The organism is Ruegeria sp. C8 (assembly GCF_056537565.1).
This window is the reverse complement of record NZ_JBQFRV010000004.1, coordinates 57,366-81,123: the sequence shown is the minus strand read 5'-3', so window position 1 is coordinate 81,123 and position 23,758 is coordinate 57,366. Positions and strand designations below refer to the sequence as shown.

Below are 23,758 nucleotides of genomic sequence, written 5' to 3'. Positions count from 1 at the left end.
CGGGGTCGTCCCGCTATATCGTTCGCACTAGGTTTGGGTCTGTAGCAAGCGATCAACCCATTTTGGCACAGTTTCGGACGCTTTGCCCAGCAGATGGTCTCCGAAGCCTCCGCCCGTCGGCTCCAGATTGATCTCGATTGTTTGCGCCCCAACTGCTTGAGCTTCGTGAACAAAAGCCGCCGCCGGATAGACTTGGCCTGATGTGCCGATCGCAGCGAAGATCGTGGCGGAGGCGAGGTGATCGAAAATCTCTTCCATATGATAGGGCATTTCCCCAAACCAGACCACGTCAGGGCGTGCGGTAGGGGCGTCGCAGGCCGGGCAGGGCTCGCCCACCTCCATCTCAGGCGGTGCTGTCCAGCGGTGGCCACAGGATGCGCAGAGCGCGCCGGACAGTATCCCGTGCATGTGGATCACGTCCTGCGCGCCACCGGCCTCGTGCAGCCCGTCAACGTTTTGTGTGACGATCACAACCTCGCCTGGAAAATCCCGTTGCAGCCGCGCCAGCGCCTTATGCGCTTCGTTGGGTTCCACCTTGGCGGCCTGCACGCGGCGGGCGTTGTAGAACCCCTGAACCAAGGCGGGGTCGCGGGCGAAACCTTCGGGCGTTGCCACATCCTCGATCCGGTGTTGCGCCCATAGGCCGCCCTCATCGCGAAAGGTGCTGAGGCCACTTTCGGCGGAAATCCCGGCCCCGGTCAGAATGACGATCTTTTCCATATGCCCCTCACGCGCTACAGATTGGCCCATGACACATCGTATCCTCTTTGTTTGCCTGGGCAATATCTGTCGGTCTCCTGCGGCCGAGGGTGCCTTTCGCGCTCGTGCGCCCCATCACGCAACCGACAGCGCCGGGACGGCAGGCTGGCATATCGGCAAGCCGCCTTATGGCCCGATGCAATCCGCGGCAAAAGCGCGGGATATCAAGCTGGACGATCTGCGGGCCCGGCAATTCGTGGTTGAGGATTTCGAGCGGTTCGACCTGATTGTTGGAATGGACGCCGAGAACATCGCGAATATTGAGGCCCTGCGCCCGGTCGGCAATCAGACCCAAGTGCGTCTATTGACTGATTTTGCGCCTCATGCCGGCGCGGATCACGTACCTGACCCGTACTACACGCGGGATTTCGACGGCGCGCTGGATCTGATCGAAACCGCAGTTGAAGGGCTTGCTACGCATCTTGAGGGCTAGCTGTCCATCACCTTCAATTGCCCGCTGAGCCAGGGCAGCTTGGCAATGGCTGGATCGATCATCTGGCTTTGCATCAGCCGTCGCATCATGCCCGAAACCTCTTGCGGAACCTGATCGGACCAGTCGGTGCGGGTGAACAGCGATATCGTGCGCGAAAACGCGCCAAGCGGGCAGGGATGGGCCTGCAGGTCCTCGTGGAACCGGGCCGCGCGCATATATCCCAGCGGTGTAGTGATCGCCCAGCCCAAGCCCCGCGCCACCATCGCCATCAGGGCCAGGTGTGAGCCGATCTCGAACCGCTCTTCGAACTCTATCTGTTGTCGGGCGATATGGGCCTCGATCTGTCGGCTGATCAGCTGCTCGCGCGCATATCGCAGGAAAGGCAGTTTCTCGATGGCCTCGGTTCCATTGCTGACGCTGCTCGGCGCGACCAGAATGAAGGGGTCCTGCACCAGAGGGTACTCTACGACCCCCTCCAAAACCTCGCCGCTATGGGCTGAGACGGCCATATGCAGGCGCTGTGCTTCAAGCTCGGAAAACAGATCAAGGCTGGGCAGGGTGATCAGCTTGAATTTCGAGCGCGTCAGGCTGTCTGCCAGGAGTGTCGCAAGCCGCGGTGTCAGGTCATTGTCGAAATCGTCAATTAACCCGATCGAGAGCGTCGTGAGGTGCCCAAGATCCATCACGGTAAGCTCGCTTTGAGCCATCTGCAGCTCTGACAGAACCGCCTGCGCGCGGGTGAGAAAGCTGCGCCCAGCCTGCGTCAACCGCATCGGCCTGCGCCCGTGGTCCACCAGATCGGTGCCGATGGCCTTTTCCAGATTGCGCAATTGCTGAGAAACCGAGGGCTGGCTGAGCCCCGTGATCTCGGCCGCCTGCGCCACCGATCCTGTCCGGGCCAGCGCCTCAAACACCTCAAGGCCCCGCAGGGTCAGCCCTTTCATCACCATAAGATACACCTTTCGCTGCGCCTTTTCTGGGGCGCAGCGGGCATCAGGTCAAGGTTTCAGAAAGGCTTAGCTGCAGATCGCTTGCGCCATTTGGCCAAAGTTCTGATACCGATCCCACAGTGCGTCATCGCGTGCTGTCTGAGACATCTTCAATTGCTGCGCCTGATGGGGGTCGGTGAACCATTTCGAGACGGTCTTCTGATCACTGCGCGTCAACGCCTGATCCGCCACGCGCTGGATACAAGAACACCGCGCCCGCGTCGCAGCCTGACGATCCGACGCCAAACACGCCCGTTTGATCTGCGATGCGTCCGCAACCGGAGCCACTGTCGTCAGCGACGCCGCACAAAATGCGATTAGGAGGAACTGTTTCATGCTCATGCCTCGTTTTTGCCTGCTTGGAGGGATCTTGCGCCCCTCTCAATCTGCGCGGAAGTATGAATCAAAGTGGATTCGGGATCAATACATAGGACTTCACAAAGCAAAACCGTGGCTTCACGACGTCTTAGCGGCATTCGCGCGATCTGCATCGGCCCGGCCGTTAGGGGGGTGATATTCTGAAAAAACAAAGCTTCTGGCTCTGTGTCCCGAGGTGCTTTCGCAACAAACATGCTTTCTGACTCAATCCCGTTGGCTTTTAGGATGCTATGTCGATCAAGCAAGATGTGATGATAGCAAACGGCGCGTACATCGGAGAAGCGGGCAAGGCCAACATCAACAAGGCTGATTGCAGGAACAAAAACGTCCGGCGCCCCAAACATAAGCTCAGCCGCAGGGTGCGAGATCAGCAGGCGATGTTGCTGTGAAACGCTTATTGCAATTGGATTTTGCAATGGGCCGGGGGGGATTTCGACAGGTCTAAAACTGCCGCTCGCGATGACATCTTGTGATCCGACCCAAGTGATTGGCAGGTGCCCGTCATCTTTCGTCCAGACCACGTCGCCCACCTGAAGCTTCTCAATCGGGATATCACCCTCTGGGGTCTCTATAAGTGTTCCGCGGCAATAGCAGATGGGGCTCACATAATCTGAGGATTCAAAGCTCGGACCCTCTTGCGTGCTGACGACGGTCAGTGGGATACCTGACGGAGGAAACTCGCCCGGGCCGCCGATGAATGCTATCCCTTCAACTGTACCAAAGGCGGGGGAGGAGTTATTCACATTGAAGGCAACAGCCTGGTAGGTATTGGTTCCATCCGTCAGGGTAATGCCATATTCGGCCTCAACCCGCGTACCACTGGAAAACAGGGTCCCATCAATTGTTTGGTCGCCATCCAAGCGCTGATTGCCATCATTGTCTGCAAAGCTCGTGTCTGAACCTGCGTCCGTGATGAAGACTTCTGTAACAGCTAGAGTGTCGAACGTAATTGTTTCACCAATCAGATGGATGCCGGTGCCCTGGGTGAGGCCGTCCAGCCCTTGCGCGACCGAAACCGTTAACTGGCTTTCGCCCAAAACGAAGATAGAATAGTCGGCCACCTGATAGCTGCTTTCTGGTTCTTATTCGGATCAGTCGCTTTAGTCATTCTACCCATTGGCTAGAATCCGGTAAATGCTACTGGTCAGAAAGCTGCGAGGATGGCCTTTTTTGCAACGCTTCAGCGCTTGACGAGACCACAAACTCCGGACATATCCCAATCCATGACAGACCTCGCTCATATCCGCAATTTCTCCATCGTCGCCCATATCGACCATGGCAAATCCACCCTTGCTGACCGGCTCATCCAAGAGACCGGAACGGTCAAGGATCGCGACATGAAGGAACAGCTGCTCGACAGCATGGATATCGAGCGTGAGCGTGGCATTACCATCAAGGCCAACACGGTTCGCATCGACTATACCGCCGACGATGGCGAGAAATATGTGCTGAACTTGATCGACACGCCCGGCCACGTCGATTTCGCCTATGAGGTCAGCCGTTCGATGCGCGCGGTCGAGGGCTCTCTGCTGGTCGTGGACTCGACCCAAGGGGTCGAGGCGCAGACGCTGGCCAACGTTTACCAAGCCATCGACGCCGATCATGAGATCGTGCCGGTGCTGAACAAGATCGACCTGCCGGCCTCCGACTGTGACCGCGTGGCCGAGCAGATCGAGGATGTGATCGGCATCGACGCGACCGACGCCATTCAGGTCAGCGCCAAGACGGGGCAGGGCATCCACGAAACGCTGGAAGCCATCGTGAAACAACTGCCCGCACCGCAGGGCAATCTCGACGCGCCGCTTAAGGCGATGCTGGTGGATTCGTGGTATGACGCCTATCTCGGCGTCATCGTTTTGGTCCGTATCATGGACGGCACGCTGAAAAAGGGGATGCGGGTCAAGTTCATGTCGAACAACACCCTGCACCATGTCGACCGCGTCGGCGTCTTCCGGCCCGAGATGGAGATGGTCGACAGCCTCGGCCCCGGTGAGATCGGCTTTCTCACCGCGTCCATCAAACAGGTCCGCGACACCCGCGTGGGTGACACGATCACCAATGACCGCAACGGCACCGAAGACGCTCTGGACGGCTTCAAGCCCGCGCAGCCAGTGGTGTTCTGCGGCCTCTTCCCCGTGGACTCGTCTGAATTCGAAGACCTGCGGGATGCGATCGACAAACTGGCGCTAAACGACGCCTCGTTCTCGTTCGAAATGGAAACCTCGGCAGCGCTGGGCTTTGGCTTCCGTTGCGGCTTCCTCGGGCTGTTGCACCTTGAGGTCATCCGCGACCGCATCGAACGCGAATATGATATCGAGCTCATCACAACCGCCCCGTCGGTGATCTACCACGTCTACATGAAAGACGGCGAGATGATCGAGCTGCACAACCCCGCCGACATGCCCGACCCGTCCAAGGTCGACCATATCGAGGAGCCGCGCATCAAGGCGACCATTCTGGTGCCTGACGAATACCTGGGCGATGTGCTGAAACTCTGCCAGGACCGCCGCGGTATCCAGCTGGACCTGACCTATGCAGGCACCCGCGCGATGGTCGTCTATGACCTGCCGCTGAACGAGGTCGTCTTTGATTTCTACGACCGCTTGAAATCGGTGACCAAGGGTTATGCCTCGTTCGACTACCAGATGACCGGCTATACCGAGGACAATCTGGTCAAGATGTCGGTGCTGGTGAATGACGAGCCGGTCGATGCGCTGTCGACCATGGTTCACCGCGACCGGGCCGAGATGCGGGGCCGGGCGATGTGCGAAAAGCTCAAAGACCTGATCCCGCGCCACATGTTCAAAATCCCGATCCAGGCCGCCATCGGAGGTAAGGTAATCGCCCGAGAGACCCTCTCGGCCCTGCGCAAAGACGTGACCGCCAAATGCTACGGAGGCGACGCCACGCGGAAACGCAAACTGCTGGACAAGCAGAAGGCGGGGAAAAAGAAGATGCGTCAATTCGGGAAGGTGGATATCCCGCAGGAGGCGTTTATATCTGCGTTGAAGATGGATAGTTAAAAGCTGGCCATTCGTACTGCGGTTGGCGAAAGCGGTTGGCGCAGCCAACTGCGTACCCATACGGTTAGTTCGATTGATTAGTTGTCTGTTTTCAGACTTCGATTGACTTCGAAGTCAAATTGCGTGTCTTCGTGCTTTAACGAAAACTTGACGCTACCGCCTACTGCGACTGTAAATGCCATCAAGCCAACCAAAACGAGTCCCCAAAACTTCCAGCGTTCGGCTACGGTTCTTTCCGAAGGTTTATTCCCCGGGACCATCGACCTGAATAGCACTCGAGAAGATTCTTCTTCTGCATCCTGTAAAGAGTCTGCCTGACCGTGGAGCCGCTTGGTGCCGTAATGGTCATCTGGCGGACTGCCTCGTAAATTTCCGGGAAGGTCAATTGACCCGGGTGAGATTTCAGAAATATCGAGGAAATCAGGTTTTCTATCTCCCCCTTGGGGCGACGAGATTTTCCGTCGGCGACTTTCGAGATCTCTCTCCATTGCTCGTGTTCCTTCTGCTCTACGAGTTTTAGGTACTCATGGGTTGCCTCCCGAACCTCTTCAAAGGCTTCTTTCATCTTCCTTTGAGCGTTTGCTAGTCTTGCTGTTGCTTGAGTGAATTGGTCCATAGCTCAACGATATCCTGTAGGTCGGGTCAGTCAAGCTGCTAAATAGGGCTATTTTATCGTTATGATGTTATATAGGGATAGTATTGTAAATATGATCGTTAAAAAATAACGATAGTAGTTTATAGCGATAATTGGTAGCGATAATAATGCGTCAATGATTGAGATTTAGCGTTAATAATGAGGGGTCGGAGCGAATCTGAAATTGAGTTGAGATATCGCCCTGACCCACCCGCCCGGCGGCACCGCCGGGCCGCGCCGACCCGCCCCCATGGGGCGGCGCGTTTGCGCCACCCCTCGGGTCGGCGCTGCCCTCGTCTCTGGTGAGCAACCGTTGCGAACGCTTGAGCGCTCAGGGTCTCCGCCCGTTCGCGGCTATTTCCTCCTCCATTCAGCCGCTCCGCGCGTTTCCTCGAACGCATCCCGCCGCTCGTCGCAAGTGATCTGCAACCCCCAAACCTCTGACCCAGATCAAGGATCGAATTCGATCAAAGCGCTAGTGTTCGCGAACAGGTAAATACTTGAATGAGGTCGCAATGCTCCCCCTGATGTTGATCGTTCATATCTTCCTTGGCTCTACCCTTGCAGGCACAGCGGTTATTGCTGTTCTGGTGATGGGATACACCGCGGTCCTGCCAATCGTGCTGGCGGCAGCGGTGGGGTTTGTGGCGGCCTTTCCGGCCTCATATCTGGTGGCGCGCAAGCTGGAGGGGTGACGCTCGGACTTCGCCTGTTAACAGCCGTTGCCGTCACGCATATTCCGGAAAGAAAAAACCTGCCAAGATCGCGTCCTGGCAGGTTTGAATGGTTTCTGCAGTGGGGGAGAGGTTTACTCTCGGTTCCCCAGCAGTTGCAGCAGGAACATGAACATGTTGATGAAGTCCAGGTACAGGCTCAGCGCGCCCATGATGGCGGCTTTGCCCAGCCATTCCTGATCACCGGCATGTGCCATCTGCAGGTAGGTGTTCTTGATCTGCTGCGTGTCATAGGCGGTCAGTCCGGCGAAGATCAGAACGCCGATGACCGAGATCGCGAAGGCCATTGCCGACGAGGCCAGGAAGATGTTGACCACCATCGCGACGATCAGGCCGATAACGCCCATGATCAGGAAGGTGCCCATGCCCGACAGGTCTTTCTTGGTCGTATAGCCGTAGAGCGACAGACCCGCGAAGGCGATCGAGGTAATCAGGAAGACCTGAATGATCGACTGGCCGGTGAAGGCGATGAAAATCCAGCTGATCGACAGGCCCATCACGGCGGCGAACGAGTAGAACACCAGCTGTGCAGCCGCAGCCGACATGCGGTTGATCATGGCGCTGAAGCCGAACACAAAGGCCAACGGTGCGAACATGATCACCCATTTCAGCGGCGAGACATAGATCGAATGACCCAGCGCGGTCAGGTAGGTGGTCGCGTTCAGCTGCGCGACAGCAGCCGACGGATCGGTGGTGATCGACAGACCCGAGATCGCCCAGGCTGCGAGGAAGGTGATGAACATGCCCACGGACATCGTGCCGTAGACTTTGTTCATATGGGCGCGAAGGCCCTCATCAATCTCGGCGGCGCGTGCGCCTGCGGCCGTCCGAATCGTATCGAATTGTGCCATTTACAAAGGTCTCCCTAAACGTATCTGCGTGCGGCCCGTAAGTATTGGCCACTTTCCTGCTGAATATCGGCAACTGCAGGCTGTGTTTCAAGAGTTTCTGCAGTATTTCCGCCTAAAATACGCAACAAAAACGGCGACCTGCTGCCGCAGATCGCCTATCGCTGAAAAAACATGAGTTTTAAAGGCAGCTTTTCCAGAACTGCGGGGCATCCCAGATGGGACGGCGGGCCTCGGCGTCGGCCTGGGCACGGGTGATGCCGATGTCGTTCAGGGCGCGGGCATCCAGCCGAGCCAGTTGTTGGCGTTGACGTCGTACGGACAGGACGGACCGTATACGCGCAAACAGGGATTGTTTGTGTTGAGGGCAAGGGCGGTTCAGGGCGATCGAGTTCATGGTCTGTCCTTTCGTTTTTCAGATGGTTTAAATCGGTCTCATCAACTTCCTTGATTTATATGGCGAGTTGGTACACATTTTAAAAACGAATATTTTTGATTGGATGCATAAGGATTCGTGAACATGAGAAATCTGGACATCACCACATTGCGATCCTTTGTGGCCGTGGCCGATCAGGGTGGCGTCACACGCGCGGCGGGGTTTCTGCATCTGACGCAATCAGCCGTCTCCATGCAGTTGAAACGCCTGGAAGAGCTTTTGGATCTGGAGCTTCTGGATCGCAGCGGGCGGACCATCGCGCTGACCGCCTCGGGCGAGCAGTTGCTGGCTTATGCCCGCCGGATGATCGCTTTAAATGATGAGGTGATCTCAAAACTCACGGATCAGGCCTTTGAGGGCGAGGTGGTTCTGGGTGTCCCTCATGACATTGTCTACCCGGCGATTCCGCGTGTTCTTCAGCGGTTCAACGCCGATTTCCCGCGTGTGCGCGTGCAGTTGATCTCGTCCTATTCGTTGCAGCTTAAGGATATGTTCAAACGCGGGGAATGTGACCTGATCCTGACGACCGAGCCTTCCTCATCAGACGGGTCTGAGACCATTGCCGAGCTTCCGCTGCGCTGGATCGGGGCACCGGGTGGGTCGGCTTGGCGCAAGAATCCGGTGCCGATTGCGCTGGGGCGGCGCTGCATGTTCCGTCCGCAGGTTATCGCGGCGCTGGATGCCGCGGGTATCCCGTGGGAGCTTTCCGTCGAAACCGAGAATGACCGCACCATCGAAGCCACGGTCAGCGCTGATCTTGCGATTCACGCAATGCTAGATGGCACCGAGGCTGCACACCTTGAACAGATCGACTCGGGTGGTGTTTTGCCCGAGCTGCCCGCGCATATGATCAACCTCTACGGAGGAGAGCCGGGGCGCGATGCAATCATCGAGGCGTTGGCGCAACTGGTGCGCCAGAATTTCCGCATGCTGGGTAGCACGCCCCTTCGGGCCGTGGTGGGCTAGGGCGTAATAACGATCTTGCCGGTGGATTTGCGCTCTTTCAACAGGCGGAGGCCGTGTTCGACTTCGTTCAACGGCAGGGTGTGGCGGATATGAGGCGTGATCTTCCCTTCGGCATGCCACTGGAACAACGTCTGAAAACTGTTGCGCACGATATCGGGGCGGAACCTGAGGTAGCCGCCGATATAGAAGCCGATTACCGTCAGGTTCTTGACCAACAGGTGGTTGGCCGGGATTTGAGGGACTTCGCCACCAGCAAAGCCGATTGGCAGCAGACGACCTTCGGGGTTGGTGGCGCGGAAGGCGGCTTTGAACACGTCGCCGCCAATCGCGTCATAGACTACATCGGCGCCTCCCAATTCTTTGACGCGGGCGCGCAGGTCTTCAGAGGCGTCGATCAAGTGATCTGCCCCGGCAGCCTGTGCAACTGCCAGCTTTTCAGCGTCGCGCGCCTGGGCGATGACGGTTGCCCCCATCAGTTTGCCGATCTCCACTGCGGTTAGCCCGACGCCACCGGCTGCTCCGGTCACAAGCAGGGTTTCACCCGGCTGCAACTGGGCGCGATGGTCCAGGGCAAGGTGACTGGTCCCATAGGCGATCTGAATGGCGGCAGCCTCTTCAAAACTGGTCTCATCCGGCATGGGGATGGCCCGATCCGCGTCGAACACGCCGTACTCAGCCAACCCGTCCTGGCCCGAGTACACGGCGACACGGTCTCCAACCTTCAAACCTGAGACTTCTGGCCCCAATTCTTCGACAACGCCGGCGATTTCCATGCCTAAAGTGAACGGAGGGTTAGGCGTATCCTGATACGTGCCCTTCTGCATCAGCAAATCAGCGAAATTCAGGCCGCATGCTTTGATGGCGATTCTGACCTGTCCCTCGGCAGGTGTCGGCGTGGGTACTTCGACAATTCGCGCGTCGGCGCCTTTGGATTCAATGCGATATGCAAGCATGATGGTCCATCTCGGTTTTCAGGGAATAGGCCGCAGTAAGAGCGAAATTGTCAATGCGTTCAGCTGATTGAGCGCGCTAACGAAGGCAGTTTGGTCAGGCCGCGCCGCCAAAATCCCAGAGATACACAACCATAAACCAATGTACATAGATTCCAATTCAACCAACTTGAAAAAAAAGTCAAAAGCGGCAATATTGTACGGCAGTGCTGTATCGGGGGATCGCACATGTCTGGTTGGGGGATGCTTATGGGGACTTCTCTAACTTCTGTTTATGTGAACTGCGCGAAGTCCCGCAACAGATGTGTGTGTAGTAGAGGAGAATACCAATGACTCATCACGTCGATGTCCATGTGGGCAAGCGTGTCCGACATCGCCGCTGGCTGATTGGCATGACCCAACAGCAGTTGGCGCAGCAAGTTGGTATCAAGTTTCAGCAAATCCAGAAATACGAAACCGGGGCGAACCGAATCAGTGCCTCCCGTCTGTGGGACATTGCCGATGCGCTGGACGTACCGGTCAGCTTTTTCTTTGAAGGTCTTGAAGAAGGCCAAAAAGAGAAATCCGACAAGAGCGCGCTTCCTGCTGACCTGATGGGTGACAAGGAAGCCTTGGATCTGGTGCGCTCTTACTACGCGATTCCGGAAAACCAGCGTCGCCGTCTGTTTGAACTGGCACGTGTTCTTAGCGACGTTGCCTGATCACCACGGCTTGACACCGGCCTGTGTTCGCAGCACCTGTGCTGCATGAGCCAGACCGACCTGACCGACCTTGAAGTTGCCGAAGAAATGGCTGACGCCGCGCGCGCAGCCATTCTTCCGTATTTCAGACAGACCAATCTGGAAACCGATAACAAGCTGGCTGGCGGGTATGACCCCGTCACTGTGGCTGATCGCGCGGCGGAACAAGCCATGCGGGCGGTTCTGGCACAGCGTCGGCCAGAAGATGGCATTCTTGGTGAAGAATTCGGGCAGGTTGAGGGCACTTCGGGCCGAACCTGGGTGCTTGATCCGATCGACGGCACTCGAGGGTTCGTCAGCGGTACACCGACCTGGGGCGTGCTGATCGCTCTGTCCACTAAAGATGGTCCGATCATGGGCATTGTGGATCAGCCTTATATCGGTGAGCGTTTTGTGGGCGGATCAGACATAGCTCAACTGACTGGGCCTTTGGGCACAACTGCGTTGAAAACGCGTGGCACAAAGGTGTTGGAGCAGGCGACACTGTTCACGACCTTCCCCGAGGTTGGCACGTCAGAGGATCGTGAGGGTTTTCAAGCCGTAGCTGAGCAAGTTCAGCTGACTCGCTATGGCATGGACTGCTATGCCTATGCTCTGCTTTCTGCCGGTCAGGCAGATCTGGTGATCGAAGCCGGGTTGAACGCCTATGACATTCAGGCGCCGATTGCAGTGATTGAAGCCGCAGGCGGTATCGTCACCGATTGGCAGGGTGGCCCGGCCCACAATGGCGGAAGGGCATTGGCAGCCGCCAACGCTGAAATTCACGCCGCGGCGTTGGAAATCCTGCGTAGCTATTGAATGTCATTGCCGCAATGGTCGCGTGTTAGTAAACTGGACTGAGTCGGTTCTTGCGCCCGTTTTCCGCTGGCTGATGCACTCCTTGCTTGAAACGGGCAGAAGCAGGAGCGTGAAATGCCCGAAATACTGATCAAAAATGCCGACACCATCCTGACAATGGATGATGATCGCCATGAACTGCACGGCGCGGATATCCTGATCCGGGGCGGCCAGATCGCCGAAATCGGCCAGGGTCTGACGACAAACGGAGAGGTCCACGATGCCTCGGGCTGCGTCATCACACCCGGGCTAGTGAATACGCATCATCACCTCTACCAAACGCTGACTCGGGCGGTTCCGGGCGGGCAGGACGCTTTGCTGTTCGGCTGGCTGCAGACGCTCTACCCGATCTGGGCGCGGTTCGGACCGGACGAGATGTTCACTTCGGCGCAGATCGGGCTGGCCGAACTGGCCTTGTCGGGCTGCACTCTCAGTTCTGACCACTTGTACCTTTACCCGAACGGAGCGCGGCTTGAAGACACGATTGCCGCCGCCTCGGAATTAGGGATGCGCTTTCATCCCACGCGAGGCGCGATGAGTATCGGCGAAAGTGGCGGAGGCCTACCACCCGACAGTCTTGTCGAGCGAGAACAGGACATTCTCAACGACATGATCCGCGTGGTGGATGCCTTCCATGATCCTTCCGAGGGGTCGATGTGCCGGGTGGGTCTGGCTCCTTGTTCGCCCTTTTCCGTCAGCCGCGACCTGATGCGGGATACCGCACTGCTGGCGCGCGACAAGGGGGTGATGCTGCATACCCATCTGGCCGAGAATGATGAAGATATCGCCTATTCCGAAACCCAATTCGGCTGCCGCCCGGGCCAATATGCCGAGGAGCTGGGCTGGACCGGCGCAGATGTCTGGCATGCCCATTGCGTCAAACTGGATGGGGTCGAGATCGACCTGTTCGCAAGAACAGGAACGGGCGTGGCCCATTGCCCCTGCTCGAACTGTCGCCTCGGGTCTGGCATAGCGCCAGTAAGAACCATGAGAGATCAGGGCGTGAAGGTGGGGCTGGGCGCGGACGGGTCGGCTAGCAATGACAACGGCAACCTGATGCTCGAGGCGCGGCAAGCTATGTTGCTGCAACGCGTGGTGAATGGCGCAGACGCAATGTCTGCCCGCGAAGCGCTTGAGATCGCAACACGGGGTGGAGCCGACGTGCTAGGCCGGTCCGATTGCGGCCGACTGATGCCGGGTAAACGGGCCGATATTGCCGTCTGGGATACCCGCACAAGCCTCGAAAGCGCGGGCAGCTGGGACCCGGCGGCATTGCTTCTGGCGGGTCCAATGCAGGTCAAACATCTGTTCGTTGAAGGCCGCCAGATCGTGCGCTACGGTCAGATCACGACGATTGACCTGCCGCGCACCATCGAAACCCAAAACCGTCTGGCCCGCGCACTTGCCCAATAGCGGAATCCGCCCTTCATCTGGCTAAAAATATCCCCGCCGGAGGCATGTGCCGAAGGCGCATTCAACGGGCGACCTGCGCCCCTCCGATCCAGACATCAGCAATAGCGCGGTCGTCGCCTATCATGATGGTGGGGAACACGGCCTCCCACAGTTCATCGGCATGGGCCTCGCGCTGGGCGATGGCTGGGGTCGAGGCTAGGTCGATCACCACCAGATCGGCCTCCATCCCCGGGGCGACATTCCCAATGCAGTCATCCATTCGCAGCGTTCGAGCCGACCCGACTGTACCCAGCCAAAGCAATTGCGCCGGGTGCAAAGGGCGACCGCGCAGCTGGCCGATCTCATAAGCAGCGGCCATGGTGCGCAGCATCGAAAAGCTGGACCCGCCACCGGTATCAGTGGCCAGGCCAACGCGGTGGCCGTCCCTGATCAGCCCGTTCATGTCGAACAGGCCCGATCCAATGAAAGTGTTCGAGGTCGGGCAATGCACCAAACCAGCGTCCACCTCGCGTAGCCGATCCCGCTCACGATCCTCCAGATGAATGACGTGACCATAGAGGCCGTTCTGTCCCAGCAGGCCGAACTTCTCATAGGTGTCCAGATAGTCGCGCGCGTCCGGGAACAGGGACCGGACCCATTCGATCTCATCGGTTTGCTCGCTCAGATGGGTTTGCATCAGGCAATGCGGATGCTCTGCCCAAAGCGCGCCCAAAGCCTCAAGCTGTTCGGGCGTAGAGGTGGGCGAGAACCGTGGCGTGATCGCATAAGACAGACGATCCACGCCGTGCCATTTCTCCAACAGGGCTTGAGACTGATCATAGGCCAATTGCGCCGTATCCCGCAGCCCTTCCGGCGCGTTGCGGTCCATGCAGGTCTTGCCTGCGACAACCCGCTGACCGCGCTGTTGGGCGACCGAGAAAAAGGCATCGACGCTTTCGGGATGGATCGTGCAGAAACTGCACATGGTCGTCGTTCCATGTGCGGTGGTTAGGTCGAGGTACCGGTTGGCGATCTCGGTGGCGTAGTCGATATCGCCGAACTTCATCTCTTCGGGGAAGGTATAGGTGTTCAGCCAGTCGATCAGCCGCTTGCCCCAGCTCGCGATCATGGCGGTCTGAGGGAAATGCACATGCGGGTCGACGAACCCGGCCATGATCAGGTGAGAGCCGTAGTCCGTAACCTCGGCATCCGGATGCGCGGCACGCAAGCGATCCAGCGCACCAACGGCCTGAACGCGCCCATCCTCGATCACGACCGCTTCGTCGAGTTTGGAGCAATCCGTTGGCTCTCCCTCAAAAGGGGAGCCGTCAAAACTCAGAACGCGCCCTTTTAAAAGCGTCTTTTGCGCCATTCGCCTTGTTCCTTAGCTGTTTGAGCCCGTTCATCAGCATATGCGTGCGAAAGATGAGGGTAAATCGGCGCATTGTCATTGTTTTCCGGTAGCTGCTTCTTCTAATTAGGGGCCAATGGCATGACTAAGAACGGGAGCAGCACATGACCACAAGCATTGATGATCCCGTAACAGACTCTGCCGACGAAGACGTATACGCGCTGGACCGCCGTACCGTTGCGGCGATCCTGTTTGCCGTGGACGTGGATGATCGCGACAAGCTGGTCGCGTTGTTGGAGCCGTTGCACGCCGCCGACATCGCCGACCTTCTTGAGCAGATCAATCCCTATGACCGCGCCCGCCTGATCCGTCTCTATGACAAAGAATTCGACGGCGACATCCTGTCGGAACTGGATGAGGCTGTCCGGGAAGAGGTTATCAGCGTTCTGAATCCCGACGTTCTGGCCGAAGCCGTGCGGGACATGGAAAGCGACGATGTCGTTGACCTGCTGGAGGATCTGGAAGAGCCGCAACAGGAGACGATCTTGGACGCGCTCGAGGATTCCGAGCGGGTCGCGGCAGAACAGGCGCTCTCGTATCCTGAAAACTCGGCCGGTCGATTGATGCAGCGCGAAGTTGTCATGGCGCCCGAGCATTGGACGGTGGGGCAGGCCATTGATTTCATGCGCGCCAATGATGACCTGCCGGAACAATTCTATCATGTTGTGCTGGTTGATCCGCGCCTGAAGCCTGTCGCGCAGATCACCTTGGGCAAGCTGATGGCCGCGCGGCGCGAGGTGCCGCTGAAAGACCTGGCGGAAGAGGAATTCCACATCATCCCCGTCGATCAGGACGAAGAGGATGTGGCCTATGCTTTCAACCAGTACCACCTGATCTCGGCCCCCGTGGTCGACGCGGATGGCCGCCTAGTTGGTGTCATCACCATCGATGACGCCATGGTGGTGCTTGATGAAGAACATGAGGAAGACATTCTGCGCCTGGCGGGGGTTAGCGACGAAAGCTCGATCTCGGACAGTGTCGCAGCGACCAGCCGTCGGCGTTTGCCGTGGCTTGCCGTGAATCTGTGTACGGCGATCTGCGCCTCTCTGGTGATTTCACAATTCGAGGCTGCGATTGATCAGCTGGTGGCGCTGGCGATCCTGATGCCGATTGTCGCCTCGATGGGGGGCAATGCGGGGACACAATCGCTGACGGTTGCAGTGCGGGCATTGGCCACGCGCGACCTGACCGCCTCGAACGTCATGCGCGTGATCCGACGAGAGCTGTTGGTCGGCATGCTGAACGGCCTGTGTTTTGCAATCGTTCTGGGCACGGTTGGGATGCTTTGGTTCGATTCGCCGCTGCTTGGGGTCGTGATCGGGTCTGCTTTGGTCGTGAACATGATCATCGCGGGCTTTGCAGGTACGGTAGTACCGGTCTTGCTGGACCGAATGGGCATTGACCCAGCGCTGGCATCGGGGACGTTTGTGACAACCACAACGGATGTCATGGGCTTCTTCATCTTCTTGGGACTTGCCAGCGTGGTGCTTCTGTGACCGATCTGACTGAAATCAAGGCGATGGCACGCAAAGCTGCGTTTGCCCGTCGCAAAGCGGCGTTTGATGCCTCTTTGCCGGGCGCTGCGGGCCGTTTGTCCGAGATACTGGCAGGCCACCGAGGCGTGCCCATGTCGGGCTACATGCCAATCCGGACAGAGATCGACCCGCTGCCTGCAATGGCTGAGGCCACAGCCTACGGTCCCGTTGGTGTGCCGGTGATTCAGGCCGCGGGGCAGCCGCTGAAATTCTCGCGTTGGACGCCTGAGGGCGCTTTGAAGGACGGACCGTTCGGGGCGAAAGTGCCCCAGATCGATGACTACTTCGACCCCGAAATCCTGATTGTTCCTCTGGTGGCTTTTGACGCCAAGGGCGGCCGTCTGGGCTACGGCGGCGGGTTCTACGACCGCACCTTGGAAGGGCTACGCACCAAACGCCCAACCCTGGCGATCGGCTTTGCCTTCGATGTGCAAGAGGCCGAAGGGCTGCCGTTGGAAACCACCGATCAGCCGCTGGATATGGTTGTCACGGAAAGCCGTGTTCTGACGTTCTAGGGCTGCCTCGTTAGATCGAGTGGTTCTCGCGGAAGTACTCCCAAGCGTCTACCTCGCGGCCGCTGGCCAATATGCAAACACCTGTTTGCCCGTCGGCACCGTCGCGGATTTCATATTTGCCACCGCTTTCCACGCAGAATGTGGCCGCAGGGTTGGCAATCTGCGTGCTGGAATTGCTCGTTCCCGCTTGATCGCAAGCGGCTAGCGCAGTGAGGCCAAGGGCAGACAATAGGATACGCGACATCAAGTTTCTCCGATCTAAAGGGCTTCGACGGTTTATTACGGCAGCATAACCACTTGTGCTTCGCGTTGACCAGACTTACGACCGTTGGGATGAGGATACTTTTTCTGGGTGACGTCATGGGCCGCGCGGGACGCACGGCCATCCAACAGCATCTGCCGCGTCTGCGCGACGAATGGCGGTTGGATTTTGTTGTGGTCAATGGCGAAAACGCCTCGAACGGGATGGGGCTGTCCGGGGATCATGCCAAACTGCTGCTTGATGCGGGCGCGGATTGCGTGACGCTGGGCGATCATGCCTTCGACCAGAAAGACATGCTGCAACACATCGAGAAAGAGTCGCGAATCTTGCGCCCGGTGAACTTTGCCAAAGGCGCGCCGGGGCGGGGTCATCGCCTGTTCAACGCACCCGGAGGGCGCAAGGTTCTGGTGGTTCAGGTTCTGGGCCAGGTTTTCATGAAGCGACCCTTTGATGATCCGTTCTCGGCGATCGAGCCGATCCTGAAGTCCCACCCGCGTGGCGGACAGGCCAATGCCATCATCGTGGATATGCATTGCGAGGCGACATCCGAGAAAATGGCGATGGGCCACTATTGTGACAAGCGTGCGAGCCTTGTTGTGGGCACGCATACGCACGTTCCTACGGCGGATTCGCAGATTCTGCCCGGCGGCACCGCTTATCTGACGGATGCGGGGATGTGCGGTGACTATGACTCAGTCATCGGTATGGACAAGGTCGAGCCGATGCGCCGTTTCATCACCGGTATGCCCAAGGCGCGCTTCTCTCCGGCGAATGGCGAGGCTACCCTCAGCGGAGTGTTCGTCGAGACCAATGATCAGGATGGCAGCGCAAAATCAGTGCGCATGGTGCGCGTGGGCGGTCGGTTGGAGCAGGCCGGGCCGTAAATGCTTGCCCTGATCCGCGCAATGCGGGAAACTGGAAGTCAGGCGCTTGGGTCTAGGGTTCGGACTGAAAACCACGAATGCAATTCCTCTCACTGACAGACACGGGTAGCGCGATACTGGCGCTTTTGGTGGTCGCAGGTATGTTCGTGATGTTCCTGCGCGAGGTCTACCCGACCGAGGTCGTGGCCATTGGTGGCGTCGCCTTGATGCTGGTGACGGGCATTCTGCCGTATCAAAGCGCGCTGGCTGTGCTGTCGAACCCCGCGCCTTGGACGATTGCCGCGATGTTCATCATCATGGGGGCCTTGGTGCGGACCGGAGCGCTGGATGCATTCACCTCAACGGCCCAAAAGCAGGCGCAGGTGAACCCGCGCATAGCGATTGCCTTGCTGATGGGGTTTGTGGTGGTGGCGTCCGCCGTGGTGTCGAATACGCCGGTGGTCGTTGTGATGATTCCGGTCTTTGTTCAGATCGCCCGCACGCTGAACGTGCCTGCGTCGAAGCTGCTGATCCCGCTCAGCTATGCCGCCATTCTGGGCGGTACGCTGACCCTGATCGGGACCTCGACCAACCTACTGGTGGACGGTGTGGCCAGGGCGCAGGGCATGCAGGCATTCACGATCTTCGAAGTCACGCCGCTGGGTATCGTGCTGGTGATCTATGGCATGGTCTACCTGCGCTTCATCGCTCCGCGTCTCTTGCCGGAACGGGACAGCATGGCCTCAATGCTGAGCGACCGGTCCAAGATGAAATTCTTCACCGAGGCCGTCATTCCCCCAGAAAGTAACTTGATCGGGCGCGAGGTCACCGGCGTACAGCTGTTCAAGCGCCCGGGTGTGCGCCTGATCGACGTGCTGCGCGGCGACGACTCGTTGCGGCGCAACCTCAAAGGGGTGACGCTGAATGTCGGCGACCGGGTGGTTCTGCGCACGGAAATGACCGAGCTTTTGAGCCTGCAGAGCAACAAGGAGCTCAAACGGGTTGATCAACTTTCGGCTGTTGAGACCAAAACGGTCGAGGTTCTGATCACTCCGGGCTGTCGTATGGTGGGGCGGGCGCTGGGTACGATGCGTCTGCGGCGGCGTTACGGTGTGTATGTGCTGGCCGTGCATCGGCGGAACCAGAATATCGGTTTGCAGTTGGACGAACTTGTCGTGCGGGTGGGGGATACTCTGCTGCTCGAAGGGTCTCCGGCTGACATTCAGAAGCTGGCCGCCGATATGGACATGGTCGATGTCACCCAACCCTCGGCGCGGGCCTTCCGCCGAAGCCATGCGCCGATTGCGATTGGATCACTGGTCGGAATCGTCGTTCTTGCGGCGCTGGGCGTTGCGCCGATCCTGCTGCTGTCCATCCTATCCGTCGCTGCAGTCCTTCTGACGCGCTGCATCGACGCGGATGAGGCGTTTTCGTTTGTCGAGGGTCGCCTGCTGGCGCTGATCTTTGCCATGCTGGCCATCGGGGCCGCCTTGGACGCGTCGGGCGCCGTGTCCCTGATTGTCGAAGCGATTGCACCGTCGCTGAGTGTTTTGCCACCGTTCCTGATCATCTGGGCGGTGTATCTGCTGACCTCGGTTCTGACCGAGCTGGTCTCAAACAATGCGGTCGCCGTGGTTGTAACGCCGATTGCGATCGGTCTGGCGCAAGCCGTTGGGATGGACCCGCGTCCCCTTGTGGTTGCCGTCATGGTCGCGGCTTCGGCCTCTTTCGCGACGCCGATCGGGTATCAGACAAACATGATGGTCTATGGTCCCGGCGGCTATCGGTTCACGGATTTCATGAAGGTCGGCATTCCGCTGAACCTGACCGTTGGGCTGCTGGCATCACTTCTCATTCCGCTGTACTGGCCGCTGTAGGATCGGCGCTGACCCGCCGTCATTTTGCGGTGCCTCTTGCAAATCTTGGCCGATACACAAAGCTTTATGAATATGTTTGCGACAAGAGGATTGGATCATGCCTGCAAAAGGAACCGCAATTGCCGCGATCGCCTGCGCGATGATGGCGAGCACCGGCTTTGCCGGAACAGTCGAAGGCTCGGCCAGCTATCGCGAAAGGATCGCCGTTCCGCCCGATGCGACCCTGTTTGTTGAACTTCAGGATGTCTCGCTGGCCGATGCGCCAGCCGTGACGCTGGCGGCGCAGCGCTACGCTCTGTCAGCCGTTCCGGCCTCGTTTCAGCTGAGCTATGACGACTCTCTGATCAAGGACGGGCACCGCTATTCTGTGAGGGCGACGATTACTCAGGGGCAAAAGCTACTGTTCACCACGGACACGGCCTATCCGGTAATTTCAGATGAGGCGGGCAATTCCGTCGATCTGATGCTCGTGCAAGTTCAGGCACAGGGGGCGACAATGCTGGAGAATTCGGACTGGATCGCCGCATCGCTAAACGGTGAGCCCATCGAAACGGAGAGACGGCCGGAGCTGATCTTTGGCCAAGGCGGCGCGTTCTCGGGCACTGGCGGATGCAATCGGTTCACCGGTCAGGCCGAGATATCAGGCAACCGGATCGAGTTTCCCGACAATATGGCGGCCACCCTCATGGCTTGCCCGCCACCTTTGGACGAGATCGAACGCGCCTTCCTTAAAACAATGCAGAGCGTCACCACCTTCGCCATACAGGGCAACGCGTTGGCCCTTTTGGATGAGGCGGGCGAACCCGTCATCAAACTGGTTCGCAAGCAGTGACGCGTCAGGCCACAGCGCGGGATCGCCCTGCGTTGCGGCCTGAGAAGATGCAGCCGCCAAGGAAGGTGCCTTCAAGCGCGTTGTAGCCATGATAGCCTCCACCGCCGAAACCGGCGACCTCGCCGGCAGCAAACAGGCCGGGCACCACTTGCCCGTCCTCTCCGATCATCTGACTGTCCAGATTGGTCTGCAGCCCGCCAAGCGTCTTGCGGGTCAACACGTGCAGCTTGACCGCAATCAACGGGCCGTTTGAGGGATCGAGGAACTTGTGCGGTTTGGCCGTCCGGATCAGCTTGTCACCGCGGTAGTTGCGTGCCGCCAGAATCGCCATCATCTGAGCGTCTTTCGAGAACGGATTGTCGACTTGGGAATCCCGCGCCTCAATCTGCGCCCTCAGATGGGCCTCATCAATCAGACCTCCGCCCAACTGGTTCATCCCACTGACCAACTCGGTCAGAGTGTTCGCGACGACGAAATCCTCGCCCTTTTCCTTGAAAGCCTCAACAGGGGCTGTGGCTTTGCTGCCCGACAGAATGCGCTGGCGGATCACCTCCTTCCAACTGCCCGAGGTGAAATCGGGGTTCTGTTCTGACCCCGACAGAGCGAATTCCTTTTTGATGATCTTCTGGGTCAGAACGAACCAGCTATACTCGTGTCCTGTTTTCAGAATTTCGCGTAGCGTCCCCAGCGTGTCGAACCCCGGCAGGCAGGGCGGTTGCAGCCGATGACCCTTGGCATCGAACCACATCGAGCTTGGACCGGGCAAAATGCGAATACCGTGCGAGGGCCAGATCGGATCCCAGTTTCGCACGCCTTCGGTGTAGTGCCACATGCGGTCTCCATTGATCACATGTCCGCCCGCCTTTTCGCTGATCGGGATCATACGTCCGTCCACGTGAAACGGGACGCCTGCAACCATGTCTTGCGGAGGCTCGCCCAGACGGTCGCGGGGCCAGTTCTTTCGAACCATCTCAAAATTCCCGCCGATCCCGCCCGAGGTGACGATGACCGAAGGAGCGTAATATTCGAACTCGCCCAGCTCTTCGCGGTTGGTTTTGGCGCCGCGCTGGGCTGTATCCTCGGCCAGAACTTCGCCCGAGACACCTTTGGCACAGCTGTTCTGCATGATGATGTGGCTGACCTGATGGCGAAACTTCAGCTGGATCAGCCCGGCGCTGACATGTTCTTTCACGCGGCGGATGAAATGCTCCAACACGCCGGGGCCGGTGCCCCAAGTGATGTGAAACCGCGGCACCGAGTTGCCATGCCCGTCCGCGTAGGAGCCTCCACGCTCGGCCCAACCAACCACCGGAAACCAGCGCAGACCCATATCGTGCAGCCAAGGGCGCATTTCCCCTGCGGCGAATTCAACATAGGCTTCGGCCCATTTCCGGGGCCACAGATCGTCGTCGCGATCAAATTGCGCGCTGCCCATCCAATCCCGCAGGGCCAGGTCGTGGCTGTCTTTGATGCCCATCCTGCGCTGCTCGGGCGTGTCGACCATGAACAGGCCGCCGAGGCTCCAGAACGCTTGTCCGCCCAGGAAGCTCTCGGGTTCCTGATCCACAACGATCACCGTCTTGCCCCGGTCGCCCAGCTCAGCCGCAGCCGCCAGCCCGGCCAATCCGCCTCCGACAACGATGGCATCTGCCGTGTTATTGGCCATGTCAGATCCTTTCAGCGTTTGCGAAACCAAAGGAGGAAGGGGAACACAACGACATACATAGTGACGCCATAAACCGCCGAGGGCAAAGCCAGAGTGCTGAACCCGGTCTCGGTTCCCGTGATCAATGCCGCCAAGGTCAACCCGAGGGTCGAGTTCTGGATGCCGGTGTCAATCGAGATGCTTTTACACTCGGCCCAGGACAGGTTCGCCGCGCGTGAGACGCCCAAACCGATCAGAAGCAGGGCGATATTCAAAGACACCAACCCGGTGCCCATGATGCCAAGGTTCTCAATAAAAAGCTGCCAGTTTCCGGCCACGGCGGCGATGACGATCAGCAGGAACAGAGCGCCAGCCAGTTTGGACAACCCGCCCTCGATACGGTTTGCAAACCCCGTTGCAAACCTGCGGACCGTGATGCCGATGGCGACGGGCAGGGTCGTGATCAGGAACATGGCAACCGCCAGCCCAGTGATCGACACTTCGGGCGCGTCCTCGCCCATGAAATGCGCGATGGTCCAGGCGGCTAGGATCGGCACAGTCAGGATCGACAGTATACTGATCACCGCGGTAAGGCTGACCGAAAGCGCCACATCGCCCTTGGCAAATTTCGTCAGGATGTTGCTGGTTACACCACCCGGACAAAAACTGAGCAGCATGAAACCGACGGCAATCTCTGGCGGCAGGCCAAGGAGTTTTACGGTTGCAAACGCCGCGATTGGCAGCAGCACGACCTGACACAGCGCTCCGATTGCAAACGGGTATTTACGGGTGAGGACACGTCGGAAATCGGCGATCTCAAGCCCGATGCCCAAAGACAGCATGATGATGGCCAGCGAAACAGGCAGGCCGACATTGATTAGAAAATCCAAGAACAACTCCTCCCAAAGTCGTTTGAATGCAGACTAAGCGAGGGGGAAACCGTCAGGCAACCGCGTCGTTAGGTCATCTATAACGTTCTACAAACCGGCGCAGGATTTCGCCCGGCTGTGTGACGTCGGCGGCGTTGCAGATATCGATCAGGCGCTGGGCGTCCTCAGGAGGGAAATAGCCGTGGTGCTTATAGATGTTGATGCGCTGCTCAAAGTCTTTGGCGTCAGCTTCCGGATGGAACTGAGTCGCATAGACGTTCTGCCCCCAGCGGATCATCTGAAACGGGCAGGGGTCTGAGGCGACGAGATGCACGCATCCATCCGGCAGGGTCTGGACGGCCTCTTTGTGGCCCACAAACGCGTCGAACATGGGCGCAAGGCCCGCAGTCAAGGGATCAGCGGTACCGTCCGCAGTCAGATGGCATGCCGAGGGGCCGACCGGTTCGCCGAAACGGGTTTTGCTGACGTCGCCACCCAAATGCGCGGCCAGAACGCCTAACCCATAGCAGCAGCCCATAAAGGGGTGATCCTGTGCCGTGATTTGAGGCATCAGCCCCATGACCGCGTTTTCGATCTTTGTGTCCAACTCGGATTTCGTTGCTGGATCGTCGCTGACGCAACCCGGACCTCCGCCGACGATGACACCCGCGTAGTCGGTGACATTCAAGCCTTTGGGCAGGTCTTCGCAATCCAGCCGGATGCGGTGGGTTTGCTCGAGCGTCAGGCCGGTTTTGTCGAGGATCGAGGCATATTCGGCATCCGATGCATCAGCTTCGGGGCGCAATTGTAGGATCAGAAAGCGTTTCATA

The 23,758-nt window shown here is 58.5% G+C and carries 25 protein-coding genes; 12 read left to right on the top strand and 13 right to left on the bottom strand.

Annotated features, from left to right (window positions below):
* Positions 1 to 27: 27 nt before the first annotated feature.
* A complete protein-coding gene (locus ACR0KL_RS07310; RefSeq protein ID WP_170766534.1) occupies positions 28 to 720 on the bottom strand; it encodes an NAD-dependent deacylase in 693 nt (230 codons plus the stop codon).
* A 28-nt stretch (positions 721 to 748) separates the two neighbouring features.
* On the opposite strand from ACR0KL_RS07310, the gene ACR0KL_RS07305 reads away from it, so the two are divergent.
* Positions 749 to 1,192, top strand: a complete 444-nt coding sequence (locus tag ACR0KL_RS07305) for a low molecular weight protein-tyrosine-phosphatase (RefSeq protein WP_170377955.1) — start codon at positions 749 to 751, stop codon at positions 1,190 to 1,192.
* Here the strand turns inward: ACR0KL_RS07305 and ACR0KL_RS07300 are convergent.
* The 3 genes from ACR0KL_RS07300 to ACR0KL_RS07290 all read right to left on the bottom strand — a co-directional run bounded on the left by ACR0KL_RS07300 (position 1,189) and on the right by ACR0KL_RS07290 (position 3,620).
* The gene (locus ACR0KL_RS07300) at positions 1,189 to 2,142 is read right to left on the bottom strand and encodes a LysR family transcriptional regulator (RefSeq protein ID WP_170554570.1); all 954 of its coding nucleotides are present in this window, start codon (positions 2,140 to 2,142) and stop codon (positions 1,189 to 1,191) included. The two genes, ACR0KL_RS07305 and ACR0KL_RS07300, sit on opposite strands and share 4 nt — an antisense overlap.
* Positions 2,143 to 2,208: 66 nt before the next feature.
* Positions 2,209 to 2,517: a hypothetical protein gene (locus ACR0KL_RS07295; RefSeq protein WP_170660004.1), complete on the bottom strand. Its 309-nt coding sequence runs from the start codon at positions 2,515 to 2,517 to the stop codon at positions 2,209 to 2,211.
* 2 nt (positions 2,518 to 2,519) lie between these two features.
* Positions 2,520 to 3,620 (bottom strand): Hint domain-containing protein, encoded by a 1,101-nt coding sequence (locus ACR0KL_RS07290; RefSeq protein WP_170677155.1) that lies wholly within the window; start codon positions 3,618 to 3,620, stop codon positions 2,520 to 2,522.
* Between the two features lie 162 nt (positions 3,621 to 3,782).
* Between ACR0KL_RS07290 and lepA the strand changes: the two genes are divergently transcribed.
* Positions 3,783 to 5,582, top strand: a complete 1,800-nt coding sequence (lepA, locus tag ACR0KL_RS07285) for a translation elongation factor 4 (protein WP_170377963.1) — start codon at positions 3,783 to 3,785, stop codon at positions 5,580 to 5,582.
* A 223-nt stretch (positions 5,583 to 5,805) separates the two neighbouring features.
* Here the strand turns inward: lepA and ACR0KL_RS07280 are convergent, their stop codons facing one another.
* Positions 5,806 to 6,198, bottom strand: a complete 393-nt coding sequence (locus tag ACR0KL_RS07280) for a hypothetical protein (protein WP_170677159.1) — start codon at positions 6,196 to 6,198, stop codon at positions 5,806 to 5,808.
* Positions 6,199 to 6,731: 533 nt separating this feature from the next.
* Here ACR0KL_RS07280 and ACR0KL_RS07275 point away from each other — a divergent pair.
* Positions 6,732 to 6,911: a CTP synthetase gene (locus ACR0KL_RS07275; protein WP_170377967.1), complete on the top strand. Its 180-nt coding sequence runs from the start codon at positions 6,732 to 6,734 to the stop codon at positions 6,909 to 6,911.
* Between the two features lie 113 nt (positions 6,912 to 7,024).
* Here ACR0KL_RS07275 and ACR0KL_RS07270 read toward each other — a convergent pair whose 3' ends face one another.
* Together ACR0KL_RS07270 and ACR0KL_RS07265 are read right to left on the bottom strand one after the other, a co-directional pair.
* On the bottom strand, positions 7,025 to 7,801 hold the full coding sequence (locus ACR0KL_RS07270; protein WP_170665617.1) for a Bax inhibitor-1/YccA family protein: 777 nt from the start codon (positions 7,799 to 7,801) through the stop codon (positions 7,025 to 7,027).
* Between the two features lie 178 nt (positions 7,802 to 7,979).
* Positions 7,980 to 8,195 carry a YjiS-like domain-containing protein gene (locus ACR0KL_RS07265; RefSeq protein WP_170377972.1) on the bottom strand — a complete coding sequence of 72 codons (216 nt, stop codon included), beginning with the start codon at positions 8,193 to 8,195 and terminating at the stop codon, positions 7,980 to 7,982.
* 123 nt (positions 8,196 to 8,318) lie between these two features.
* Here ACR0KL_RS07265 and ACR0KL_RS07260 point away from each other — a divergent pair, with 123 nt between their 5' ends.
* Entirely contained in the window at positions 8,319 to 9,200 is an 882-nt protein-coding gene (locus ACR0KL_RS07260; protein ID WP_170677161.1) for a LysR family transcriptional regulator, read from the top strand.
* Here the strand turns inward: ACR0KL_RS07260 and ACR0KL_RS07255 are convergent.
* Positions 9,197 to 10,153 carry an NADPH:quinone oxidoreductase family protein gene (locus ACR0KL_RS07255; RefSeq protein WP_170677163.1) on the bottom strand — a complete coding sequence of 319 codons (957 nt, stop codon included), beginning with the start codon at positions 10,151 to 10,153 and terminating at the stop codon, positions 9,197 to 9,199. The genes ACR0KL_RS07260 and ACR0KL_RS07255 overlap by 4 nt on opposite strands.
* A 326-nt stretch (positions 10,154 to 10,479) precedes the next feature.
* Here ACR0KL_RS07255 and ACR0KL_RS07250 point away from each other — a divergent pair, with 326 nt between their 5' ends.
* From ACR0KL_RS07250 to ACR0KL_RS07240, 3 genes are all read left to right on the top strand, one after another.
* Complete coding sequence (locus ACR0KL_RS07250; protein ID WP_170377978.1) at positions 10,480 to 10,851, top strand: helix-turn-helix domain-containing protein; 372 nt, start codon at positions 10,480 to 10,482, stop codon at positions 10,849 to 10,851.
* A 45-nt stretch (positions 10,852 to 10,896) separates the two neighbouring features.
* Positions 10,897 to 11,688 (top strand): histidinol-phosphatase, encoded by a 792-nt coding sequence (gene hisN, locus ACR0KL_RS07245; RefSeq protein WP_170677165.1) that lies wholly within the window; start codon positions 10,897 to 10,899, stop codon positions 11,686 to 11,688.
* Between the two features lie 114 nt (positions 11,689 to 11,802).
* Positions 11,803 to 13,140, top strand: coding sequence for an 8-oxoguanine deaminase (locus tag ACR0KL_RS07240; RefSeq protein WP_170677167.1), 1,338 nt, complete (start codon positions 11,803 to 11,805; stop codon positions 13,138 to 13,140).
* Between the two features lie 61 nt (positions 13,141 to 13,201).
* On the opposite strand, the gene guaD is transcribed toward ACR0KL_RS07240, so the two are convergent.
* Positions 13,202 to 14,491 (bottom strand): guanine deaminase, encoded by a 1,290-nt coding sequence (guaD, locus tag ACR0KL_RS07235; protein WP_170677169.1) that lies wholly within the window; start codon positions 14,489 to 14,491, stop codon positions 13,202 to 13,204.
* Between the two features lie 143 nt (positions 14,492 to 14,634).
* Here guaD and mgtE point away from each other — a divergent pair, with 143 nt between their 5' ends.
* The gene (mgtE, locus tag ACR0KL_RS07230; protein WP_170677171.1) at positions 14,635 to 16,026 is read left to right on the top strand and encodes a magnesium transporter; all 1,392 of its coding nucleotides are present in this window, start codon (positions 14,635 to 14,637) and stop codon (positions 16,024 to 16,026) included.
* The gene (locus ACR0KL_RS07225) at positions 16,023 to 16,580 is read left to right on the top strand and encodes a 5-formyltetrahydrofolate cyclo-ligase (RefSeq protein WP_480776829.1); all 558 of its coding nucleotides are present in this window, start codon (positions 16,023 to 16,025) and stop codon (positions 16,578 to 16,580) included. The genes mgtE and ACR0KL_RS07225 overlap by 4 nt, the downstream gene beginning before the upstream one ends.
* A 10-nt stretch (positions 16,581 to 16,590) precedes the next feature.
* Here ACR0KL_RS07225 and ACR0KL_RS07220 read toward each other — a convergent pair whose 3' ends face one another.
* The gene (locus ACR0KL_RS07220; protein ID WP_480776828.1) at positions 16,591 to 16,824 is read right to left on the bottom strand and encodes a putative hemolysin; all 234 of its coding nucleotides are present in this window, start codon (positions 16,822 to 16,824) and stop codon (positions 16,591 to 16,593) included.
* A gap of 89 nt (positions 16,825 to 16,913) precedes the next feature.
* Here ACR0KL_RS07220 and ACR0KL_RS07215 point away from each other — a divergent pair, with 89 nt between their 5' ends.
* The 3 genes from ACR0KL_RS07215 (at position 16,914) to ACR0KL_RS07205 (ending at position 20,414) form a co-directional block, all read left to right on the top strand.
* Positions 16,914 to 17,726, top strand: a complete 813-nt coding sequence (locus tag ACR0KL_RS07215; RefSeq protein WP_170471827.1) for a TIGR00282 family metallophosphoesterase — start codon at positions 16,914 to 16,916, stop codon at positions 17,724 to 17,726.
* Positions 17,727 to 17,803: 77 nt separating this feature from the next.
* Positions 17,804 to 19,582 carry an SLC13 family permease gene (locus ACR0KL_RS07210; protein ID WP_480776827.1) on the top strand — a complete coding sequence of 593 codons (1,779 nt, stop codon included), beginning with the start codon at positions 17,804 to 17,806 and terminating at the stop codon, positions 19,580 to 19,582.
* A gap of 97 nt (positions 19,583 to 19,679) precedes the next feature.
* Positions 19,680 to 20,414 (top strand): YbaY family lipoprotein, encoded by a 735-nt coding sequence (locus ACR0KL_RS07205; protein WP_170677177.1) that lies wholly within the window; start codon positions 19,680 to 19,682, stop codon positions 20,412 to 20,414.
* 4 nt (positions 20,415 to 20,418) lie between these two features.
* Here ACR0KL_RS07205 and ACR0KL_RS07200 read toward each other — a convergent pair whose 3' ends face one another.
* From ACR0KL_RS07200 to ACR0KL_RS07190, 3 genes are all read right to left on the bottom strand, one after another.
* On the bottom strand, positions 20,419 to 22,080 hold the full coding sequence (locus ACR0KL_RS07200; RefSeq protein ID WP_170677179.1) for an FAD-binding dehydrogenase: 1,662 nt from the start codon (positions 22,078 to 22,080) through the stop codon (positions 20,419 to 20,421).
* Positions 22,081 to 22,091: 11 nt separating this feature from the next.
* Positions 22,092 to 22,949, bottom strand: a complete 858-nt coding sequence (locus tag ACR0KL_RS07195) for a bile acid:sodium symporter family protein (RefSeq protein WP_170677181.1) — start codon at positions 22,947 to 22,949, stop codon at positions 22,092 to 22,094.
* Positions 22,950 to 23,022: 73 nt separating this feature from the next.
* A complete protein-coding gene (locus tag ACR0KL_RS07190) occupies positions 23,023 to 23,757 on the bottom strand; it encodes a glutamine amidotransferase (protein WP_170677183.1) in 735 nt (244 codons plus the stop codon).
* Position 23,758 lies beyond the last annotated feature (1 nt).

Coding starts and splice junctions, on each gene's coding strand:
- ACR0KL_RS07310 (WP_170766534.1), bottom strand. CDS start 720: ATGGAAAAGATCGTCATTCTGACCGGGGCCGGGATTTCCGCCGAAAGT.
- ACR0KL_RS07305 (WP_170377955.1), top strand. CDS start 749: ATGACACATCGTATCCTCTTTGTTTGCCTGGGCAATATCTGTCGGTCT.
- ACR0KL_RS07300 (WP_170554570.1), bottom strand. CDS start 2,142: ATGGTGATGAAAGGGCTGACCCTGCGGGGCCTTGAGGTGTTTGAGGCG.
- ACR0KL_RS07295 (WP_170660004.1), bottom strand. CDS start 2,517: ATGAAACAGTTCCTCCTAATCGCATTTTGTGCGGCGTCGCTGACGACA.
- lepA (WP_170377963.1), top strand. CDS start 3,783: ATGACAGACCTCGCTCATATCCGCAATTTCTCCATCGTCGCCCATATC.
- ACR0KL_RS07280 (WP_170677159.1), bottom strand. CDS start 6,198: ATGGACCAATTCACTCAAGCAACAGCAAGACTAGCAAACGCTCAAAGG.
- ACR0KL_RS07275 (WP_170377967.1), top strand. CDS start 6,732: ATGCTCCCCCTGATGTTGATCGTTCATATCTTCCTTGGCTCTACCCTT.
- ACR0KL_RS07270 (WP_170665617.1), bottom strand. CDS start 7,801: ATGGCACAATTCGATACGATTCGGACGGCCGCAGGCGCACGCGCCGCC.
- ACR0KL_RS07265 (WP_170377972.1), bottom strand. CDS start 8,195: ATGAACTCGATCGCCCTGAACCGCCCTTGCCCTCAACACAAACAATCC.
- ACR0KL_RS07260 (WP_170677161.1), top strand. CDS start 8,319: ATGAGAAATCTGGACATCACCACATTGCGATCCTTTGTGGCCGTGGCC.
- ACR0KL_RS07255 (WP_170677163.1), bottom strand. CDS start 10,153: ATGCTTGCATATCGCATTGAATCCAAAGGCGCCGACGCGCGAATTGTC.
- ACR0KL_RS07250 (WP_170377978.1), top strand. CDS start 10,480: ATGACTCATCACGTCGATGTCCATGTGGGCAAGCGTGTCCGACATCGC.
- hisN (WP_170677165.1), top strand. CDS start 10,897: ATGAGCCAGACCGACCTGACCGACCTTGAAGTTGCCGAAGAAATGGCT.
- ACR0KL_RS07240 (WP_170677167.1), top strand. CDS start 11,803: ATGCCCGAAATACTGATCAAAAATGCCGACACCATCCTGACAATGGAT.
- guaD (WP_170677169.1), bottom strand. CDS start 14,491: ATGGCGCAAAAGACGCTTTTAAAAGGGCGCGTTCTGAGTTTTGACGGC.
- mgtE (WP_170677171.1), top strand. CDS start 14,635: ATGACCACAAGCATTGATGATCCCGTAACAGACTCTGCCGACGAAGAC.
- ACR0KL_RS07220 (WP_480776828.1), bottom strand. CDS start 16,824: ATGTCGCGTATCCTATTGTCTGCCCTTGGCCTCACTGCGCTAGCCGCT.
- ACR0KL_RS07215 (WP_170471827.1), top strand. CDS start 16,914: ATGAGGATACTTTTTCTGGGTGACGTCATGGGCCGCGCGGGACGCACG.
- ACR0KL_RS07210 (WP_480776827.1), top strand. CDS start 17,804: ATGCAATTCCTCTCACTGACAGACACGGGTAGCGCGATACTGGCGCTT.
- ACR0KL_RS07205 (WP_170677177.1), top strand. CDS start 19,680: ATGCCTGCAAAAGGAACCGCAATTGCCGCGATCGCCTGCGCGATGATG.
- ACR0KL_RS07200 (WP_170677179.1), bottom strand. CDS start 22,080: ATGGCCAATAACACGGCAGATGCCATCGTTGTCGGAGGCGGATTGGCC.
- ACR0KL_RS07190 (WP_170677183.1), bottom strand. CDS start 23,757: ATGAAACGCTTTCTGATCCTACAATTGCGCCCCGAAGCTGATGCATCG.